Source organism: Streptomyces triculaminicus (assembly GCF_017349075.1).
GTDB classification, from domain to species: Bacteria; Actinomycetota; Actinomycetes; order Streptomycetales; family Streptomycetaceae; genus Streptomyces; species Streptomyces triculaminicus.
The window spans coordinates 285,209-304,504 of the sequence record NZ_JAFMOF010000001.1; the positions used below are offsets into that span (position 1 = coordinate 285,209).

Annotated in this window: 14 protein-coding genes and 1 pseudogene; 7 read left to right on the forward strand and 8 right to left on the reverse strand. The window is 72.9% G+C overall.

Going from position 1 to position 19,296, the window contains the following annotated elements; all coding sequences use genetic code 11:
• Positions 1–8: 8 nt before the first annotated feature.
• The 3 genes from J1792_RS01400 to J1792_RS01410 all read left to right on the forward strand — a co-directional run bounded on the left by J1792_RS01400 (position 9) and on the right by J1792_RS01410 (position 1,787).
• Complete coding sequence (locus J1792_RS01400) at positions 9–1,010, forward strand: Gfo/Idh/MocA family protein (RefSeq protein ID WP_179198925.1); 1,002 nt, start codon at positions 9–11, stop codon at positions 1,008–1,010.
• 252 nt (positions 1,011–1,262) lie between these two features.
• Positions 1,263–1,466 (forward strand): MerR family transcriptional regulator, encoded by a 204-nt coding sequence (locus tag J1792_RS01405; protein ID WP_086570635.1) that lies wholly within the window; start codon positions 1,263–1,265, stop codon positions 1,464–1,466.
• A 108-nt stretch (positions 1,467–1,574) separates the two neighbouring features.
• A complete protein-coding gene (locus J1792_RS01410; protein ID WP_086570637.1) occupies positions 1,575–1,787 on the forward strand; it encodes a heavy-metal-associated domain-containing protein in 213 nt (70 codons plus the stop codon).
• Between the two features lie 452 nt (positions 1,788–2,239).
• On the opposite strand, the gene J1792_RS01415 is transcribed toward J1792_RS01410, so the two are convergent.
• From J1792_RS01415 to J1792_RS01435, 5 genes are all read right to left on the reverse strand, one after another.
• Positions 2,240–3,529, reverse strand: coding sequence for a citrate synthase (locus J1792_RS01415; protein WP_086570638.1), 1,290 nt, complete (start codon positions 3,527–3,529; stop codon positions 2,240–2,242).
• A 169-nt stretch (positions 3,530–3,698) separates the two neighbouring features.
• Positions 3,699–5,939, reverse strand: coding sequence for an SF1B family DNA helicase RecD2 (gene recD2 / locus J1792_RS01420; protein WP_086570640.1), 2,241 nt, complete (start codon positions 5,937–5,939; stop codon positions 3,699–3,701).
• A gap of 288 nt (positions 5,940–6,227) precedes the next feature.
• Positions 6,228–7,058, reverse strand: a complete 831-nt coding sequence (locus J1792_RS01425; protein ID WP_207246502.1) for a sugar phosphate isomerase/epimerase family protein — start codon at positions 7,056–7,058, stop codon at positions 6,228–6,230.
• Positions 7,055–8,206 (reverse strand): dihydrodipicolinate synthase family protein, encoded by a 1,152-nt coding sequence (locus J1792_RS01430; RefSeq protein ID WP_086567357.1) that lies wholly within the window; start codon positions 8,204–8,206, stop codon positions 7,055–7,057. Before J1792_RS01430 ends, J1792_RS01425 begins: the two co-directional genes overlap by 4 nt.
• Positions 8,203–9,309: a Gfo/Idh/MocA family protein gene (locus J1792_RS01435; protein ID WP_242645563.1), complete on the reverse strand. Its 1,107-nt coding sequence runs from the start codon at positions 9,307–9,309 to the stop codon at positions 8,203–8,205. Before J1792_RS01435 ends, J1792_RS01430 begins: the two co-directional genes overlap by 4 nt.
• A 182-nt stretch (positions 9,310–9,491) precedes the next feature.
• On the opposite strand from J1792_RS01435, the pseudogene J1792_RS01440 reads away from it, so the two are divergent.
• A pseudogene (locus tag J1792_RS01440) lies at positions 9,492–10,205 on the forward strand (sugar phosphate isomerase/epimerase family protein); the annotation flags it as partial.
• Here the strand turns inward: J1792_RS01440 and J1792_RS01445 are convergent.
• Positions 10,156–11,130: an EamA family transporter gene (locus J1792_RS01445; RefSeq protein ID WP_086567359.1), complete on the reverse strand. Its 975-nt coding sequence runs from the start codon at positions 11,128–11,130 to the stop codon at positions 10,156–10,158. The pseudogene J1792_RS01440 and the gene J1792_RS01445 sit on opposite strands and share 50 nt — an antisense overlap.
• A 93-nt stretch (positions 11,131–11,223) precedes the next feature.
• On the opposite strand from J1792_RS01445, the gene J1792_RS01450 reads away from it, so the two are divergent.
• The 3 genes from J1792_RS01450 (at position 11,224) to J1792_RS01460 (ending at position 13,810) form a co-directional block, all read left to right on the forward strand.
• Positions 11,224–12,129: a LysR family transcriptional regulator gene (locus J1792_RS01450; RefSeq protein WP_086567360.1), complete on the forward strand. Its 906-nt coding sequence runs from the start codon at positions 11,224–11,226 to the stop codon at positions 12,127–12,129.
• Between the two features lie 81 nt (positions 12,130–12,210).
• Positions 12,211–12,852 (forward strand): TetR/AcrR family transcriptional regulator, encoded by a 642-nt coding sequence (locus tag J1792_RS01455; protein ID WP_086567362.1) that lies wholly within the window; start codon positions 12,211–12,213, stop codon positions 12,850–12,852.
• 328 nt (positions 12,853–13,180) lie between these two features.
• Entirely contained in the window at positions 13,181–13,810 is a 630-nt protein-coding gene (locus J1792_RS01460) for a hypothetical protein (RefSeq protein WP_179198791.1), read from the forward strand.
• A gap of 26 nt (positions 13,811–13,836) precedes the next feature.
• Here J1792_RS01460 and J1792_RS01465 read toward each other — a convergent pair whose 3' ends face one another.
• Together J1792_RS01465 and J1792_RS01470 are read right to left on the reverse strand one after the other, a co-directional pair.
• Positions 13,837–15,270 carry a S28 family serine protease gene (locus tag J1792_RS01465; RefSeq protein WP_086567364.1) on the reverse strand — a complete coding sequence of 478 codons (1,434 nt, stop codon included), beginning with the start codon at positions 15,268–15,270 and terminating at the stop codon, positions 13,837–13,839.
• 158 nt (positions 15,271–15,428) lie between these two features.
• On the reverse strand, positions 15,429–19,265 hold the full coding sequence (locus tag J1792_RS01470) for an ABC transporter ATP-binding protein (RefSeq protein ID WP_207246504.1): 3,837 nt from the start codon (positions 19,263–19,265) through the stop codon (positions 15,429–15,431).
• Positions 19,266–19,296 lie beyond the last annotated feature (31 nt).

Sequence of the window (19,296 nt, forward strand, 5' to 3'; positions counted from 1 at the left end):
ACGGCGGACTGCGGATCGGGCTGCTCGGCGCGGGGCGCATCGGCACCTTCCACGCCGCCGCGCTGGCGGGCACCGACGGCGTCGCCGAGCTGGTGGTCGCCGACGCCGACCCGGCGCGGGCGGCGGCGCTGGCGCGCGCCGTCGGCGCGCACGCGGCCCGCACGGTGGGCGAAGTCCTCAACCGGCGCGGCGTGGACGCGGTCGTGATCGCCGCCACGACCACCGCGCACGGCGACCTGATCACCCGCGCGGCCCGGGCCGGGTTGCCCGCGTTCTGCGAGAAGCCCGTCGCCTTGGACCTGGCCGGCACGGTCACCGCGCTGCGCGAGGTGGAGGCGGCGGGCACCCTGCTGCAGATCGGCTTCCAGCGCCGCTTCGACGCCGGCTTCCTGGCGGCCCGGGAGGCGCTGCGCTCGGGGGCGCTGGGGCGGGTGCACACCATCCGCTGCGTCACCTCCGACGCCGCGCCGCCCCCGCCGGAGTTCCTGCCGCACTCCGGCGGGCTGATCCGGGACTGCATGGTCCACGACTTCGACGCGGTGCGCTGGCTGACCGGGCGCGAGGTGGTGGAGGTGTACGCGCGCGGCTCGGACGCCGGTGCCGCCTTCTTCCGCGAGGCCGGCGACGTGGACACCGCCGCGGCGCTGCTCACGCTGGACGACGGCACGCTGGTGACGGCGACGGCCACCCGGTACAACGGCGCCGGGTACGACGTGCGCACGGAGCTGTCCGGGGAGCGCGACCAGTGGGTGGTGGGGCTGTCCGGGCGCGCGCCGCTGACCTCGGCCGAGCCGGACGGGCCCGGGGCGCCCGCGCGGCCCTGGCGGGGCTTCCTGGAGCGGTTCGAGGGCGCGTACCGGGCCGAGCTCGCGGCGTTCGTACGGGCGGTACGGGACGGCTCCGCGAGCCCCTGCCCCGGGGCGGAGGGGCTGCGCGCCCTGCACATCGCCGAGGCCTGCGAGGTCTCACGGCGCGAGCGGCGTCCGGTGCGGCTCGCGGACGTGGGCTGACGGGAGCCGGGGCCGCCTGGGCGGCGACCCGCCGGGCCGGCGGGGGCCCGCGGAAGGACGGCTGTTACGGAGTCACCTTCTTGTTACGAGCGTCACATCCGCGCGAGCCTTCCGTCACAGGAGCCGGACAACGGCTCCGCCTGATCACTCTGCGTCGTTCTCCGGGGGCAGGCTGACGATCACCAAGGCCGCGTCGCAGTTCCCCCCACGGACCCCCCTCCGTGACTGCGGCGCAGCGGAGAGGCGCGAGAGATGACCGACCGTCGACTCTGGTCCTACAAGGAAATCGCGGCGCACATCGGTGTGCAGACCGACACCGTGCGGTCCTACCGCAAGCACGGACTGCTGCCCTCCCCGGACCTCAGCGAGGGCGGGAAGCCGTACTGGTTCGCCGACACCATCCGCAGCTGGGTCGCCTCCCGGCCCGGCAACCGCAACCGCCGCCCGAGATCCTGACGCCCGCGGCGCATTTCCCCCTCACCCCTACCCCCCGGGAATACCCCCGGGGGGTAGTCTGGTACCGCCGTCGTACGGCACACGAATCTTCCCTACCGAGGAGTCCACATGACCACCACCGTCTACAAGGTGACCGGCATGACCTGTGGCCACTGCGAGTCCGCCGTGACCGGCGAGCTCTCCACGATCGCCGGCGTCACCTCGGTCCAGGCCGTGGCGGCCACGGGCCTGGTCACCGTCACCGCCGGCGCCGACCTGGACGACGAGGCGGTCCGCGCGGCCGTGGACGAGGCGGGCTACGAGCTCGTCGGCCGCGCCTGACGTCCCCGACGCCCCTGACGTCCCGTTTTCTCCTGGAGACCTAGATCACAGCGATTGGCAGGTAACCATCGTGGGGGGACATTGGTCTAACCAGGCAGTGCTGGATCGTCTTGGGGGACGGACCGGCTACGCGTGGCCGGGACACGTACCCGGGGAGCTTTGAGCGGCCCTCCCGTACGTACGCGTCCCGGCAGATCGCGTCCGTCGGCTCCCGGCCGGGTCCCGTGGGGGGAATCCGCGCCGGGACAGAAAAGCGCCTCGCTCCGACCCGTGGGGGGATCGGAGACGGGGCGCTTTTCGCATGCCGGGCTTCCTGCGGGTTTCGCATGCCCGGGCCCCGCCGCGGGCCGAAAACGCACTGCAGGCCGAAAACGCGAGGGCGCCCCGCACCGCCGGAGCGGTGCGGGGCGCCCAGGGGCCCGCGGGACGCGGACCCCAGTGCCGTACGGGGGTCAGCGCTGCTCGACCGGGACGAAGTCGCGCTCGACGACGCCCGTGTAGATCTGGCGCGGACGACCGATGCGGGAGCCGGGCTCCTTGATCATCTCGTGCCACTGGGCGATCCAGCCGGGGAGCCGGCCGAGCGCGAAGAGCACGGTGAACATCTCGGTCGGGAAGCCCATGGCCCGGTAGATCAGACCGGTGTAGAAGTCCACGTTGGGGTAGAGGTTGCGCGAGACGAAGTACTCGTCGGAGAGCGCGTGCTCCTCCAGCTTCAGCGCGATGTCCAGCAGCTCGTCGGACTTGCCGAGCGCGGAGAGGACGTCGTGCGCCGCCGCCTTGATGATCTTCGCCCGGGGGTCGAAGCTCTTGTAGACGCGGTGGCCGAAGCCCATCAGGCGGACGCCGTCCTCCTTGTTCTTCACCTTGCGGATGAAGGAGTCCACGTCGCCGCCGTTGCGCTGGATGCTCTCGAGCATCTCCAGCACCGACTGGTTGGCGCCACCGTGCAGCGGGCCCCACAGGGCGTTGATGCCGGCCGAGATCGACGCGAACAGGTTGGCCTGCGAGGAGCCCACCAGGCGCACGGTCGAGGTCGAGCAGTTCTGCTCGTGGTCGGCGTGCAGGATCAGCAGCTTGTCCAGGGCGCTGACGACGACCGGGTCCAGCTCGAACTCCGCGGCGGGCACCGAGAAGGTCATGCGCAGGAAGTTCTCGACGTAGCCGAGGTCGTTGCGCGGGTAGACGATCGGGTGACCGATCGACTTCTTGAAGGCGTACGCCGCGATCGTCGGCAGCTTGGCCAGCAGCCGGATCGTGGACAGGTGACGCTGCTTCTCGTCGAACGGGTTGTGGCTGTCCTGGTAGAAGGTCGACAGCGCGCTGACCACGGAGGACAGCATGGCCATCGGGTGGGCGTCACGCGGGAAGCCGTCGAAGAACCGCTTGACGTCCTCGTGCAGCAGGGTGTGCTGGGTGATCTCGCCCTTGAAGGTCGCCAGCTCGTCGACGGTCGGCAGCTCGCCGTTGATCAGCAGGAACGCCGTCTCGAGGAACGAGCTGCGCTCGGCCAGCTGCTCGATCGGGTAACCGCGGTAGCGCAGGATGCCCTGCTCACCGTCGAGGTAGGTGATCGCGGATTTATAGGCGGCGGTGTTGCCATAGCCGGAGTCCAGGGTCACCAGACCGGTCTGGGCACGCAGCTTGCCGATGTCGAAGCCCTTGTCGCCGACAGTGCTGTCGACCACCGGGTAGCTGTACTCGCCGTCCCCGTACCGCACTACTACAGAGTTGTCGCTCACGTCATCCCTCACCGACGTTGTGCCTCTTCTTCGAGGTGCCCTGACTACCCCTACCTTCCCCCATTTGGACGATGTACGTGCACTCGGGGTCGGCCATAGGGCCTAAAGGCGGCACTCAGTGCCGCCCAGCCTGCCCATCCTGCCCCCTTCGCCCGCATTGGTAAACCGCTCAGAGACGAATGCCACCTCCGTCACGTCTTCCGCCGCTCCCCGTGAGCCGGTAATCGAGCCCTGTGAAGCGCCTGCCCGCGGACACCGTGCGCACCGCCTGCCCCAGTGCACGCCGGGAACCCACCAGCACCACGAGCCGCTTGGCCCTGGTGACCGCCGTATACAGCAGATTGCGCTGCAGCATCATCCAGGCCCCCGTGGTGACAGGGATCACCACGGCCGGGTACTCGCTGCCCTGCGAGCGGTGGATGGTGACCGCGTAGGCGTGCGCGAGCTCGTCGAGCTCGTCGAAGTCGTAGCCGACCTCCTCGTCCTCGTCCGTACGCACGGTCAGACGCTGCTCGACGGCGTCCAGCGCGGTGACCACGCCCACCGTGCCGTTGAAGACTCCGTTCTGCCCCTTTTCGTAGTTGTTGCGAATCTGGGTGACCTTGTCGCCCACCCGGAAGACCCGGCCGCCGAAGCGCCGCTCAGGAAGGTCGGGGCGGGCGGGCGTAATGGCCTGCTGAAGCAGTCCGTTGAGCGTCCCGGCGCCCGCGGGGCCGCGGTGCATGGGAGCCAGCACCTGGATGTCGCGGCGCGGGTCGAGGCCGAACCGGGCGGGGACGCGCCGCGCCGCCACGTCCACGGTGAGCCGGCCCGCCTCCTCGGTGTCCTCCTCGACGAAGAAGAAGAAATCCTGCATCCCCTGAGTGATGGGGTGCGTCCCGGAGTTGATGCGGTGTGCATTGGTGACCACCCCGGACTGCTGGGCCTGCCGGAAGATCCGGGTGAGCCGGACCGCCGGGACCGGCCCGCCGTCGGCGAGCAGGTCGCGCAGCACCTCGCCGGCCCCCACCGACGGCAGCTGGTCCACGTCCCCGACGAGCAGCAGGTGCGCTCCCGGAGGCACGGCCTTGACGAGCTTGTTCGCCAGCAACAGGTCCAGCATCGACGCCTCGTCGACCACCACCAGGTCGGCGTCCAGCGGCCGCTCGCGGTCGTAGGCGGCGTCGCCGCCCGGCTTGAGCTCCAGCAGCCGGTGGACGGTGGAGGCCTCGGCGCCCGTCAGCTCGGAGAGCCGCTTGGCCGCCCGCCCGGTGGGCGCGGCCAGCACCACCTTGGCCTTCTTGGCCCGGGCCAGCTCCACCACGGACCGCACGGTGAAGGACTTGCCGCAGCCCGGCCCGCCGGTGAGGACCGCGACCCTGCTGGTCAGCGCGAGTCTGACCGCCTGCTGCTGCTCGGCCGCCAGCTCCGCGCCCGTACGCCCCGCGAGCCAGGTCAGGGCCTTGTCCCAGTCGACGTCCTGAAACGCCGCCAGGCGGTCCTCCTCGGTGCGCAGCAGTCGCGCCAGCTGCCCGGCCAGGGAGAGCTCCGCGCGGTGGAAGGGCACCAGATAGACGGCCGTGACCGGCTCGCCGCCGTCGGGGCCGGGAACGCTCTCGCGCACGACCCCCTCCTCGTCCGCGGCGAGTTCGCCGAGGCAGTCGATGACCAGGCCGGTGTCCACCTGGAGGAGCTTCACGGCGTCCGCGATGAGCTGCTCCTCGGGCAGGAAGCAGTGCCCCTGGTCGGCGGACTGCGACAGGGCGTACTGCAGGCCCGCCTTGACCCGGTCGGGGCTGTCGTGCGGGATGCCGACGGACTGGGCGATCCGGTCGGCGGTGAGGAAGCCGATGCCCCAGACGTCGGCGGCGAGGCGGTAGGGCTGGTTGCGGACGACGGAGATCGAGGCGTCGCCGTACTTCTTGTAGATCCGTACGGCGATGGAGGTGGAGACGCCGACGCCCTGCAGGAAGACCATGACCTCCTTGATGGCCTTCTGTTCCTCCCAGGCGGCGCCGATCGAGCGGGTGCGCTTGGGGCCGAGCCCGGGGACCTCGATCAGGCGGGCGGGCTCGCTCTCGATGACGTCGAGGGTGTCCGTGCCGAAGTGGCTGACGATGCGGTCGGCGATGCGCGGGCCGATGCCCTTGATCAGGCCCGAGCCCAGATAGCGGCGGATGCCCTGGATCGTGGCGGGCAGGACCGTCGTGTAGTTCTCCACGGTGAACTGCCTGCCGTACTGCGGGTGGGATCCCCAACGCCCCTCCAGGCGCAGCGACTCGCCGGGCTGCGCGCCGAGCAGCGCGCCGACCACCGTGAGGAGGTCGCCGCCGCCGCGCCCGGTGTCGACGCGCGCGACCGTATAGCCGCTCTCCTCGTTGGCGTAGGTGATCCGCTCGAGAACCCCTTCGACCACAGCCAGTTGCACCATGCCCCGACGGTACCGCCGGGGTCCGACAGTCGTTCGGGCCTGTGGATAGCCGTGGTTCCGGTTTGGGGCGAGAGGAGCCGGCGAGCGGGTCCGGGGCGGGGCCGGAACGATTCGAGGGGCCCGGTCTGCGACCGAGCCCCTCGCGTTCCCCCCGGAACCGGCTTCCCCTGAATCCCCCCGGATCCCTCCCCGGGAAGCCTGATGTTCATAACGACCCGCCAGGACGCCGAAGGGTTGCAACGATTCCAAGGCGTTATGATTCCGTTACCTACGGTACCGAATCCCAGGTCACAGCACATGCGTGCGATAACGGTCCAGCGTCTCCGCGAGCACCTCCGCCCCCTCGCGCGCCCACAGCGACGGACTGAAGATCTCCGCTTCGGCGGCCCCGGCGTACCCCGCCGCCTCCACCCGTTCGCGGAACCACCTCAGGTCCACGCACCCCTCTCCCAGCTGCCCCCGCCCCAGCAACACCCCCTCGGGCAGCGGCGTGATCCAGTCGGCGAGCTGGAAGGCCGCGATCCGGCCGCCCTCCCCCGCCCGGACCAGCTCGCGGCCCACCGCGTCGTCCCACCACAGGTGATAGGTGTCCACGACCACGCCCACCTGGCCGGCCGGGAAGCGCTCGGCGAGGTCGAGGGCCTGACCGAGGGTCGAGACCACGCAACGGTCGGAGGCGAACATCGGGTGCAGCGGCTCGATCGCCAGCCGCACCCCGTACCCGGCCGCGTAGGGCCCCAGCTCGGCCAGGGCGTCGGCCAGCCGCTCGCGCGCGCCGGGCAGGTCCCGGCTGCCGGCCGGCAGACCACCCGCCACCAGCACGAGGGCGGCGGCACCGAGTGCCGCCGCCTCCTCGACGGCGGCGCGGTTCCCGGCGAGCGCGCGCTCCCGCCCGGGGGCGTCGGCGGCGGTGAGGAAGCCTCCCCGGCACAGGCTGCTGACGGTCAGCCCGGCGCCGCGTACGAGCCGGGCGGCGGCCTCGACGCCGTACTCCCGCACCGGCTCCCGCCACAGCCCCACGGCCCGCACCCCGGCGGCGGCGCAGCCCGCCACCAGCTCGGGCAGCGACCACTGCCGGACCGTCCACTGGTTGAGGCTGAACCGCTCGAGCCCGCTCACCGCTCCACCCCGTGGACCGCCAGCCAGCGCGCCATCCGCTCGCCGGCCCGTTCGGGGTCGGGGAACAGGCCGAGGCCGTCGCCCAGTTCGTACGCCCGCGCCAGGTGGGGCACCGTCCGCGCGGCGTGCAGCCCCGCGGGCATCACGAAGTGGTGCTGGTGCCCGGCGAGCCAGGCCAGGAAGACGATGCCCGTCTTGTAGAAGCGCGTCGGGGGTTCGAAGAGGTGCCGGGCCAGCGGCACGGTCGGGTCCAGCACGGCCCGGAAGCCGTGCCGGTCGCCGGAGTCGAGCAGGCGCGCGGCATGGGCCGCCCGCGGCCCGAGCGGGTCGAAGACGCCCAGCAGCGCGTCGCTGGACGCGCCGTCGTCGCCCTCGATCAGCTCCGGGTAGTGGAGGTCGTCCCCCGTGAAGCACCGTGTCCCCGCCGGCAGCCGCCGTCGCAGCGCCCGTTCGCGCCCGGCGTCCAGCAGGGAGACCTTCACCCCCGCGACCCTGCCGGGGTGGGCGGTCACGATCCGCAGCAGCGTCTCCGTGGCGGCGTCGAGGTCGGTGGCGCCCCAGTAGCCCTCCAGGAGGGGGTCGAACATGGGGCCGAGCCAGTGGAGGATCACGGGGCGCTCCGTCTGGCGCACCAGCCGCCCGTAGACCCGCTCGTAGTCCTCCGGTCCGCGGGCGACGGCCGCCAGGGCCCGGGAGGCCATGACGACGGCCTGGGCGCCCGCCGACTCCACGACCTCGAGCTGGCGCTCGTAGGCGGCCGCGACGTCGTCCGGCGAGCCGTAGGGCGGCGTCAGGTGGTCGGTGCCGGCCCCGCAGACGATCCGGCCGCCCACCGCCGCCGCCTCGGCCGCCGAGCGCCGGATCAGCTCGGCGGCCGTGTCCCAGCCCAGGCCCATGCCGCGCTGGGCGGTGTCCATCGCCTCCGCGACGCCCAGTCCGTGCGCCCACAGGTGGCGGCGGAAGGCGAGCGTGGCGTCCCAGTCCAGGGCGGCGCGGCCGCCCGGGGCGGTGTCGCCGAAGGGGTCGGCGACGACATGGGCGGCGGCCAGGACCGTACGGAGGCGCGGCGGCGGCCCGGGGGGCACCGGGCGCGCGGCCCGTGGCGTGTAGGGGCGCAGCGCCCCGGACGCGTCCGGCAGGCGGATCACGGCGCCGGCTCCGGCACGGGCAGCCGCCGGCCCTCCCGCGAGGACCGGTGGCCCGCCTCGGCGAGGGCCACGCCGCGCGCGCCCGCGAAGAGGTCGTGGTGCCACGGGGTGCCCAGCGCGACGTGCCGCAGGAAGAGCTCCCACTGGGCGCGGAAGGCGTTGTCGCCGTCGCCGGGGGCGTCCGGCACCTCCCGCCACTGCGCGCGGAAGTCCTCGGCGGCCGGCCCGTCGGGATCCCATACGGGCCGGGGGGTGGCCGAGCGGTGCTGGGCCCGGCAGTGGCGCAGCCCCGCCACCGCCGAGCCGTCCGTCCCGTCGACCTGGAGCTCCAGCAGTTCGTCGCGGTACACCCGCACGGCCCAGGAGGAGTTGAACTGCGCGACCGCGCCGCCCTCCAGTTCGAAGATGGCGTAGGCGGCGTCGTCGGCGGTGGCCTCGTAGGACCGGCCCCGTTCGTCCCAGCGGCGGTCGATGTGGGTCGCCAGGCGCGCCTGTACGGACCGTACGGGGCCGAACAGCTCCCGCAGCAGGTACTCCCAGTGGGGGAACATGTCGGCGGCCATGCCGCCCCCGTCCTGGGCGCGGTAGTTCCACGAGGGCCGCTGGGCGGGCTCCCGGTCGCCCTCGAGGACCCAGTAGCCGAACTCCCCGCGCACCGACAGCACGCTGCCGAAGAAGCCCTCGTCGACGAGCCTCTTGAGCTTGCGCGGTCCGGGCAGGAAGAGCTTGTCCTGGACGACGCCGTGCCGGATCCCGGCGGCCCGGGCGAGCCGGGCGAGCTCCAGGGCGTCGGCGTAGCGGCCCGCGACGGGCTTCTCGCAGTACACGTGTTTGCCCGCGGCGATGGCCCGGCGCAGCGCGGCGGGCCGGGCGGAGGTGGCCTGGGCGTCGAAGTAGACCTCGACGTCCGGGTCGGCGAGGACGGCGTCGAGGTCGGTGGACCACCGCTCGATTCCGTGGCGTGCGGCGAGCGCCGCCAGCCTGCCGCCGTCGCGGCCGACGAGGACCGGATCGGGCCGCAGGGTCCTGCCGTCGCCGAGCGGCACGCCGCCCTGCTCGCGGAGGGCGAGGAGGGAGCGTACGAGGTGCTGGCGATGGCCCATCCGGCCGGTCGCGCCGTTCACGGCGATGCGTATGTCCGTGGTCGTCACGCGCGTGTCCCTGGTGGTCACGCGCGGTTTTCCGCTTCCCCGGGCCGTCATGCGCGGTCGCCCTCCCGTCCCCCGGTGTTCCCGACTTCGGCATCAGGGGCATTTCCCGCCGCCGGACGGGGAAACCGATCACCATGAAGCTGGCCTTTTCGACCTTGGGAACGCCCGGACTGCCCCTGCCCGACGTGGTGCGGCTCGCCGGGAAGCACGGCTACGACGGCGTCGAGCTGCGGGCCCATCCGGAGGAGCCCGTGCACCCCGGCATGCCGCCCGCGTCGCGGGCCGCCGCGGCCGAGGCGTTCGCCGGGGCGGGCGTGGCGGTACTGGCGGTGGCCGGGTACGCGCGCGTGGCCGCACCGGGCCCCGACGAGCCGGTGCTGGCGGAGCTGGACGGCCTGGTGCGGCTCGCGGGCGACCTGGGGGCGTCGTACGTCCGGGTGTTCCCCGGCGCCGGCGAACAGCCCGGTGACGAGGCCGACGCGGCGGCCGCGCGCCGGCTCGGGGCGATCGCGCCGCTCGCCGCCGACACGGGCGTGCGCGTCCTGATGGAGACCCATGACTCCCATGGGCGCGCTCAGGACGCCGTGCGCGTCCTGGGGCCCGTGGGGCACGGCAGCATCGGGGCGCTGTGGGACGTGCTGCACACCTGGCGGGGCGGGGAGGAGCCGGCCGTCAGCTTCCCCGCCCTGGCCCCGCACCTGGGTTATGTGCAGGTCAAGGACGTCGGCTCGGCCGAGGACACCACCCCGGTGCAGCTGGGGACGGGCGTCCTGCCGCTGGGCGCCTGCGTGGGGACGCTCAGCCGGGCGGGCTGGGACGGCTGGCTGTGCTGGGAGTACGAGAAGCGCTGGCATCCTCACGTGGCCGACTTCGAGCAGCTGGCGGGTCCGGGAGCGGAGTATCTGCGGGGGCTGGTCGCCGCCGCCCCGCGAGCGAGGTGACGGCGACCCCGCCCACCAGCAGCACCGCCGCGCACCACCGCAGCGGGCTCACGTCCTCCCCCAGCAGCAGTGCGGCGGAGGTCATGCCGAACACGGGCACCAGCAGCGTGAAGGGGGCGACGGACGAGGCGTCGTAGCCGCGCAGCAGGAAGTTCCAGGCGCCGAAGCCGAGCACGGTGCTGACCCAGGCGACGAACAGCAGGGCGCCCACCCCGGCGAAGTCCAGGGATGTCAGGGCCTCGGCGTCGGCCTCGGGGCCCTCGAAGACGAGGGACAGCAGCAGGAGGGGCAGCACCGGCACGGTGCTGATCCAGACGGTGAAGCGCAGGCCGTCGGAGGGCGCGGCCTTGCGGGTGAGGACGTTGGAGACGCCCCAGAAGGCGGCCGCGATCACGACCAGGGCGAAGCCGAGGACCGGCCCGGAGGCGCTCTCGTCTACGGCCGCGACCACGATGCCCGACAGGGCCACGCCCATGCCCAGCAGCCGGACCCTTCCCGGGCGTTCGCCGAGGGCCGGCATGGCGAAGAGGGCGGTGAAGACCGCCTGGGCCTGCAGGACCAGCGAGGACAGCCCGGCCGGCATCCCGGCACGCATGCCGACGAACAGCAGCCCGAACTTGCCCACGCCGAGGGCCAGTCCCACTCCGATGATCCACCGCCATTTCACCGGCGGCCGCCCCACGAGGAAGACGGCCGGCAGCGCGGCGGCGAGGAAGCGCAGCCCGCAGAAGAGCAGGGGCGGGAAGTGGTGGAGGCCGACGTCGATGACGACGAAGTTGACGCCCCACAGGGCCGCTACGGCGACGGCCAGGGCTATGTGCGGTGGTCGCATGCGACGAGCATCATCTGTACGCACCATGTAGCACCAGCGCGGGTTTCTTCATGATGGGATTCAGCAACGCTCAACGATGGGGGCCTGAGGATCATGCTGGATCTGTCCCGGCTGCGTGCCCTGCACGCCGTCTCCGTGCACGGTTCGGTCAGCGCGGCCGCCGTCGCGCTCGGCTACACCCCGTCCGCCGTGTCGCAGTCCATCACCAAGCTGGAGCGGGAGACCCGCACCATCCTGCTCGAGCGCCGCGGGCGCGGCGTGGTGCTGACGGACGCGGCCGTGCGGCTGGCGGAGACCACGCGGGAGCTGCTGGTCATGGTCGAACGCGCGGAGACGGACCTGGAGGAGCGGCGCGGGCTGCCCACGGGCCGGCTGGTGGTCGGGGCGTTCGCGTCGGCCGCGCGCGGGCTGATGCCGGGCGTCCTGGCCGCGCTCGCCCGCGAACACCCCTCCCTGGACACCCGCCTGGCCGAGGTCGACCCGCACGAATCCGTCGCCCTGGTGGCGCAGGGCGTGCTCGATCTGGCGGTCACCTTCGAATGGGACATCGAGCCGCTGCCCGCGCCGGACGGCCTGGAGCGGGTGCGGATCGGCAACGACGTGTGCGACGTGCTGGTGCCGCGGGGCCATCCGCTCGACGGACCGGGGCCGCTGCGCGAGACGGACCTGGCGCACCAGCGCTGGGTCTGCCAGCCGCCCGGCACGGTCTGCCACGACTGGCTGGTGCGCACCCTGCGCGGCGCGGGCAGCGAGCCGGACCTGGCCTACCAGGTCGCCGAGAACCACACCCAGGTGGCGCTCGTGGCGGCCGGGCTGGGCATCGCCCTCGTGCCGCGCCTGGGCCGCGGCCCGCTCCTCGAGGGCGTACGGGCGGTGCCGCTGGAACCCACCCCCATCCGGCGGCTGTTCGCCTACTGGCGTGCGGGCGCGGCCCGCCGTCCGGCCATCCACGAGACCGTGCGGCTGCTGCGCGAGCGGTGGCCGGAGCGCAGCTTCTGACTCTCCCCCCGGGTCTTGACCACTCGCTCAAATCCTGGAGGACCCGAACCGTATGATGAGCGCTCTGCGAGGGGACGGCACATGTCGGTGGAGACCAAGGAACGGCTGATCACCGCGGCGGGAACGGTCCTGCGCACCCAGGGGTACGGCAAGGCCAGCGCGCGGACGATCGGCAAGGAGGCCGGCGTCAACTCGGCGCTGATCTTCTACCACTTCGGCGGTGTCGACGCCCTGCTGTTCGCCGCCCTGGACCGCTCCTCCGCCGAGCGCCTGGAACAGCACGCCGCCACGGTGGCGGGCGCCCGCACCCTGGAGGAACTCGCCGCGGCCGCCACGCGCGTGTACCGCGACGACCTCGAGGGCGGTCACATCACGCTGCTGTCCGAGCTGGTCGCCGCCGCCGTCGCCAAGCCGGAGCTGCGCGAAGAGATCCGCGTACGCGTCGACCCGTGGCTGGCGTTCATGGAGGAGACCCTGGAGCGGGTCATCGGGGGCAGCCCGCTCGCCCGGCTGATGCCCCCGAGGGACCTGGCCAACGCGGCGGTCACCTTCTACCTCGGCGTCAACCTCTTCACCGTGCTGGACAGCGACCTCTCCCGCACCGAGTCGGTCTTCGCGATGGTCCGGCGGCTCGCCCCGCGCGCGAAGCTGCTGACCGTACGTCCGGCCGCCCGGTGGCGCCGGGCGCGCGGCTTCGGCAGGGCGCGCCGCGCGGCCGGGTAGACCCGGAAACCGGGCCGGGGCGACGGGGTGCGCACCCCCGGGCGGAACCGCTCCGGCGCGCGGTCCGTCCAAGGGGCGTGCTGCCGCCGGGTTCCGCAGAGCGGTGTCGGCTCCGCCGCTGGCCGCGTCGCCGACCCACCCCCTCTCCGCCGCCTGCGGACGGCAGCACGCCGCCGCCGGTGCACCCCCTCCGACGCACCGGTGGCGGACCGCCCGGCAGGCAGACGAGAGGCGCGCGGTCACCCTCCGCGAAGCCTCCCGCACGCCTGGTGTGCGCCGGTGGCCGTCGGGTAACTCTGGACGCTCGTAGGGTGGGTTGGGGGAGACCATGCGCCATCGCGCGCTGCCGAAGGCGCTGTTCGCGCTCGCCGTGCTGTACGGCTCGTACGCGCTCACCGGCTGTCAGGCCGCCGGGCGCACCGGAGCGGAGACCGTCGCGCAGGGCGGGGGGAGCGTCGCGGACGCGGGTTCGGGGTATGTCGCCACGTTCCTGGGCCGCGGGGCGTGCACGGGCCGTGGGCGGCCCGCCTTCGCCGAGGTCGACTGCGGGAGCGAGCAGGCCGCGGCGAGCGTCCTCGCCCGCTACTACGGCCCGCGGACGGGCGGTCCGCGCTGTCCCGAGAGCACCGACTTCGTCCTGCACATCACGGCCGTCGACGCCGGGACGTCGGAGTCGGACAGCGTCCCCGAGGGCTACGCCTGCATGCGCAACCTGCGCCCGCCGCACCCGGGCGACCCGGGCATGGGCGGCGGCCCGCTGACGGTGCCGGGCGACTGCGTGTACACCGAGCGGCACGGCGTGGTGAAGGAGGCCGCCTGCGACGGCTCCGGCCCGCACGAACCGGAGTTCCGGGTGGACCGCGCGGTGGGCTCCCGCGAGGACTGTCCCCCGGCGACCGACCTGTACGTACAGGTCGGCGGCGGGGCTCCCGTGGGGTGCGCCCGCCGCCTTTCCTGACAGCCTGCCCGGAGTGCTACCGGCCGCTAGGGACGCAGCATGGTGTTGCGCTCCACGTCCTTGCGGTCGAGCTTGGAGTTGAACGGGGCCAGCGGCTTGGCCTTGCGGTCGTCCTTCTGGACGGCGGCCGGTGCGACGCCCGCCCAGCGCAGGACCTCGGCCGTGGCCTTGTTCCGCTCATCGGCCACCAGGTCGGCGATCTTGGTGCCGTGGTTGCCGCCCGGAGCGAAGAAGCGGTAGTCGTGCCGGGCCTCGGCGTTCTTGCCCAGGCGGAACGGCTCGGCGCTCCACGGGTCGTTCTGCCCGTAGACGAACAGCATCCGCTTGCTGTCCTCGCGCACCCAGCGGTCGACGTCGGCCATCGAGCCGTTGCGGAACTTCATCGGGATGTCACGCGGCACGTAGTTGCGCGGCGCGTAGATGCCGGGGTAGCGCAGCAGCCCCTTGAGGTGCGGCGAGTTGAACGTCGGAGAGCCCAGCTCGGTGCCCGCCTGGTAGTAGTACGGGGTGTACTGCTCCAGGCCCTGGTCGGTGTAGGCCTCGAAGCCGGAGATCTCGTCGATGAACTTGTAGAGATCGTCCGTGGACGCCTTGGTGGCGGGGACGGTCTTGCAGTCGCTCTGCAGGTGGTACTGCCAGAACGCCCACACCATGTCCAGGACGACGTTCTCGTAGGCCTTGTCGGCGCTGCCGACGACCTTGAACGTCTTGCCGTTGGCGTCGGCCCACTTCTGGTAGCGGCCGACGATCTCGTCGCGGCGCAGCAGCGCCTCGCGCTGCACCGAGTTGAGCTGGTTGCGGCACGCCTTGTCGCCCACGTTCGCGAAGAAGCGGTCGTAGGCCGAGTCCTCGTTGTTGACCACGTCGTTGGGCGCGACGTAGGCGACGGTGCCGTTCATGTCGTTCGGGTAGAAGCGGCGGAAGTACGTCGCCGTCATGCCGCCCTTGCTGCCGCCGGTCGCCAGCCAGTTCTTGTTGTAGACCGGCTTGAGCGCCTGGAAGAGGCGGTGCTGGTCGCTGGCGGCCTGCCAGATGTCCAGCTTCGACCAGTCGGCGGGCTTGGGCCGCGACGGGGTGAAGTAGCGGTACTCCATCGACACCTGGTTGCCGTCGACGATCCGGGTCGGCTCGCTGCGGGACGGGTTGGTGTTGACGTTGTAGCCGGAGGTGAAGAAGACCGTCGGCCGGTCGGTGGCCTTGTGCAGCAGCGTGAAGCGCTGCTCGAAGGTGCCCTTGGCCGGGTTCTTGTGGTCGATCGGCTGCTTGTAGTTCAGCACGAGGTAGCGGTAGCCCTCGTAGGGCTTCTCCTCGACGAAACTCATCCCCGGAATCTTCAGGATGCGTTCCTTTATGTCCGGCGCGGTGTCGGCGGCCGTCGCCGCGCCCGCTGCCGCGCTGCCGGCACCGACCGCCCCTATGGACATCGTCAGTGCCAGCAGTGCTCTGAGAGCCTTGCGCATGCGCCCTCCCCTGGGTTCGCAAAGGTCGCCGCGAACCTACCGGGGGCACCATCCGCCACGCCAGAGTCAGTGGGCGGAGATTTCGATCTTGCTGGGCGTACGGCCCGGTTCGACCGGTTCGTCCTGCTCCGGGCCGCCCCGGGGGGCGGCCCCGGCCCTCAGGCCGGGACCACCTCGCCGGTGAACGTCCGCCACAGGCGCGCGTACGCGCCGTCCTTCGCCAGCAGCTGCGCGTGCGTGCCGTCCTCGACGACACGGCCGCCGTCGAGGACCACGACGCGGTCCGCACGGGCCGCGGTGGTCAGCCGGTGGGCGACCACCAGGGTCGTACGCCGCCCGGCCAGCCGGTCGGTGGCCTCGTTGACCAGCGCCTCGGTCGCCAGGTCCAGCGCGGCCGTGGCCTCGTCCAGCAGCAGGATGTCCGGGTCGACCAGCTCGGCCCGGGCCAGGGCGATCAGCTGCCGCTGGCCGGCGGAGAGGTTGCGTCCGCGCTCGGTGACCGTGTGCAGATAGCCGCCGTCCAGCGTGGCGACCATCTCGTGGGCGCCCACCGCGCGCGCGGCCGCCTCGACCTCCGCGTCGCTCGCGTCCGGGCGCCCGTAGGCGATCGCGTCGCGCACGGTGCCGGGGAAGAGGTACGGCTCCTGGGGGACGACGCCGAGCCGGTGCCGGTAGGAGACCGGCTCCAGCTCGCGCAGGTCGCGGCCGTCGACGCGGACCGCGCCGAAGGTCGGGTCGTAGAACCGCGCGACCAGCTTGACCAGCGTGGACTTCCCGGCGCCGGTCTCGCCGACGAACGCCACCGTCTGCCCCGCCGGCACGGTCAGCCTGATGCCGTCCAGCGCGGCCTCCCCGCCCCCGTCGGCGCCGCCGTACGAGAAGCGCACGTCGTCGAAGACGACCTCGCCGCTCAGCTCACGCACCGCGAACGGCTTCGCGGCCACCGGCGTGGTCGTCGGCTCGCGCAGCAGCTCCTGCACCCGGCCGAGCGAGACGGTCGCCTGCTGGTAGCCGTCGAAGACCTGGGAGAGCTGCTGCACGGGGGCGAAGAACAGGTCGATGTAGAGCAGGTACGCCACCAGCGCGCCCGCCGTCAGCGTGCCGTCCTCGACCCGGCCCGCGCCCACGATCAGCACCGCGGCAGCCGCCACGGACGACAGCAGCTGCACGAAGGGGAAGTACACCGAGATCAGCCACTGGCCGCGCACCCGCGCCTCGCGGTAGGAGGCGCTGCGCTCGGCGAAGCGGAGGCCACCCGACGTCTCCCGGCGGAACGCCTGCACGATGCGCAGCCCGGCCACGCTCTCCTGCAGGTCGGCGTTGACCGAGCCGACGCGCTCGCGGGCCAGTTCGTACGCCTTGACGCTCTGCCGGCGGAAGAAGACCGTCCCGACGACGAGCGGCGGCAGGGTGGCGAAGACGACGAGCGCCAGCTGGACGTCGATGACCAGGAGGGCGACGAGTATGCCGAAGAAGGTGAGGACGGAGACGACGGCGGTGACCAGGCCGGTCTGCAGGAACGTCGACATGGCGTCGATGTCCGTCGTCATCCGCGTCATGATCTTGCCGGTGAGCTCGCGCTCGTAGTAGTCCAGGCCGAGCCGCTGCAGCTGGGCGAAGATCTTCAGGCGGAGCGAGTACAGCACGCGCTCGCCTGTCCGCCCCGTCATCCGGGTCTCGCCGATCTGCGCCGCCCACTGCACGAGCACCACGAGCAGCGCGAGGGCGGAGGCCGTCCAGACCGCGCCGAGCGCCAGGCGCTGGACGCCCTGGTCGATGCCGTGCCGGATCAGGACGGGCAGCAGCAGGGCCGCCAGGGCGTCGACGGCCACCAGCAGCAGGCTGACCGCCAGGGGCGCCCCGAAGCCGCGCAGCAGCCGGCGCAGGCCGTAGGACTCCTCGGGCCGCGCGGCGAGCTCCTCGTCGATGCCGGGCGTGTCCGTGGCCGGCGGCAGGGCCGCCACCTTGGCCAGCAGCTCGGGCGTGGCGGGCGTCCCGGCCGAGTCGCCGCCCGCGCCCGCCGCGTCGCCGGTGTCCTTGCGCACCCACAGACTCGGGGTGACGCCGTCCACGCCGGCCCGCTCGGTGCCGGCGTCGCGGACCGGGGGCTCGGCGAGGCCCGTGGCCGACGCCTCGCCGCCGAAGGAGCCGACGAGGATCGCGGCGCCCGCCGGGTCCTTGGCCACCCCCGCGAGCTCCTCGGGGTCGGTCAGGAGCCGCCGGTACACCGCGCAGCGCTCCTCCAGCTCCTCGGCCGTGCCCACGTCGACGAGGCGGCCGCCGTCCAGGACGGCGATGCGGTCGGCCAGGGCCAGGGTGGAGGCGCGGTGGGCGATCAGCAGGGTCGTACGGCCCGCCATGACGCCGCGCAGCGCCTCGTGGATCTCGTGCTCCACGCGCGCGTCCACCGCGGAGGTGGCGTCGTCCAGGAGCAGCAGCCGGGGGTCGGTGAGGATCGCGCGGGCGAGCGCGACGCGCTGGCGCTGGCCGCCGGAGAGGGTCAGGCCCTGCTCGCCCACCGTGGTGTCGTAGCCGTCGGGCAGCGCGGAGATGAACCCGTCCGCCTGCGCCGCGCGCGCGGCGGCCCGGATCTGCTCGTCGGTCGCCTCCGGGCGCCCGTAGGCGATGTTGTCGCGGATGCTGTCGGAGAACAGGAAGCTGTCCTCCGGCACGAGCCCGATCGCGGCGCGCAGCGAGGAGAGGGTCAGCTCGCGCACGTCATGGCCGCCGACGCGGACGGCGCCGGAGGTGGCGTCGTAGAAGCGCGGCAGCAGCAGGGCCAGCGTCGACTTGCCGCTGCCGGAGGCGCCGACGACGGCCACGGTCTCGCCGGGCTCGACGCGCAGCGAGAGGCCCGACACGACGGGCCGCTCGGGGTCGTAGCCGAAGGTCACGTCGTCGAACTCGACGGTGGCGGGGGCGTCGCCGGGCAGCTCGTGCGCCCCGGCGCGCTCCTGCACCACCGGCTCGGTGTCGATGAGCTCGAGCACGCGCTCGACGCCCGCGCGGGCCTGCTGGCCCACGGTGAGGACCATGGTCAGCATCCGCACCGGCCCCACGAGCTGCGCGAGGTAGGTGGAGAAGGCGACGAAGGTGCCGAGGGTGACCTGTCCGCGCGTGGCCATCCAGCCGCCGAGCGCGAGCATGGCCACCTGGCCGAGCGCGGGCACGGCCTGCAGCGCGGGGGTGTAGCGGGAGTTGAGCCGGATCGTGCGCATCCGGCCGGCGAAAAGGCGCCCGCTGACCTCGCGCAGCTTCCCGGCCTCCTGGGCCTCCTGGCCGAAGCCCTTGACGACGCGTACGCCCGTGACGGCGCCGTCCACGACGCCCGCGACGGCCGCCGCCTGCCCCTGGGCGTACCAGGTGGCGGGGAAGACCTTGGTGCGGCTGCGCTGGGCGAGGATCCAGATCGCCGGGGCCACGGCGAGGGCGACCACGGTCAGCAGCGGGGAGAGCACCGCCATCACGATGAGCGAGATGACGAAGAGGAGGATGTTGCCGATCATCATCGGCAACATGAAGAGCAGGCTCTGGATGAGCTGCAGGTCGCTGGTGGCCCGGCCGACGACCTGGCCGGTGGAGAGCTCGTCCTGCCGCCTGCCGTCGAGGCGGGCGATCGCGGCGTACATCTCGGTCCGCAGGTCGTGCTGGACGTCGAGGGCGAGCCTGCCGCCGTAGTAGCGGCGGACGTAGGTGAGGCCGTAGACGACGACCGCGGCCACGATCAGCAGCGTGGCCCAGGGGGCGAGCGGGCGCTCGCCGGAACCTATGACGTCGTCGATGATCATCTTGGGTATGAGCGGTACGAGCGCCATGACGGCCATGCCGGCGAGGGAGGAGCCCAGCGCGAGCAGCACCGCCCCGCGGTACCGCCAGCAGTACCCGGCGAGCCGCCTGGCCCACCCCTGACCGGTCGCATCCGTCGCCGCCACCCCAGACCTCCCGCTGTCCCTGTTCCGACGGAAGGCCCCAACGCTCTGGGCTGCGGATTTCATCCCGGCGCAACAAAACGGCCGGTCGGGTACG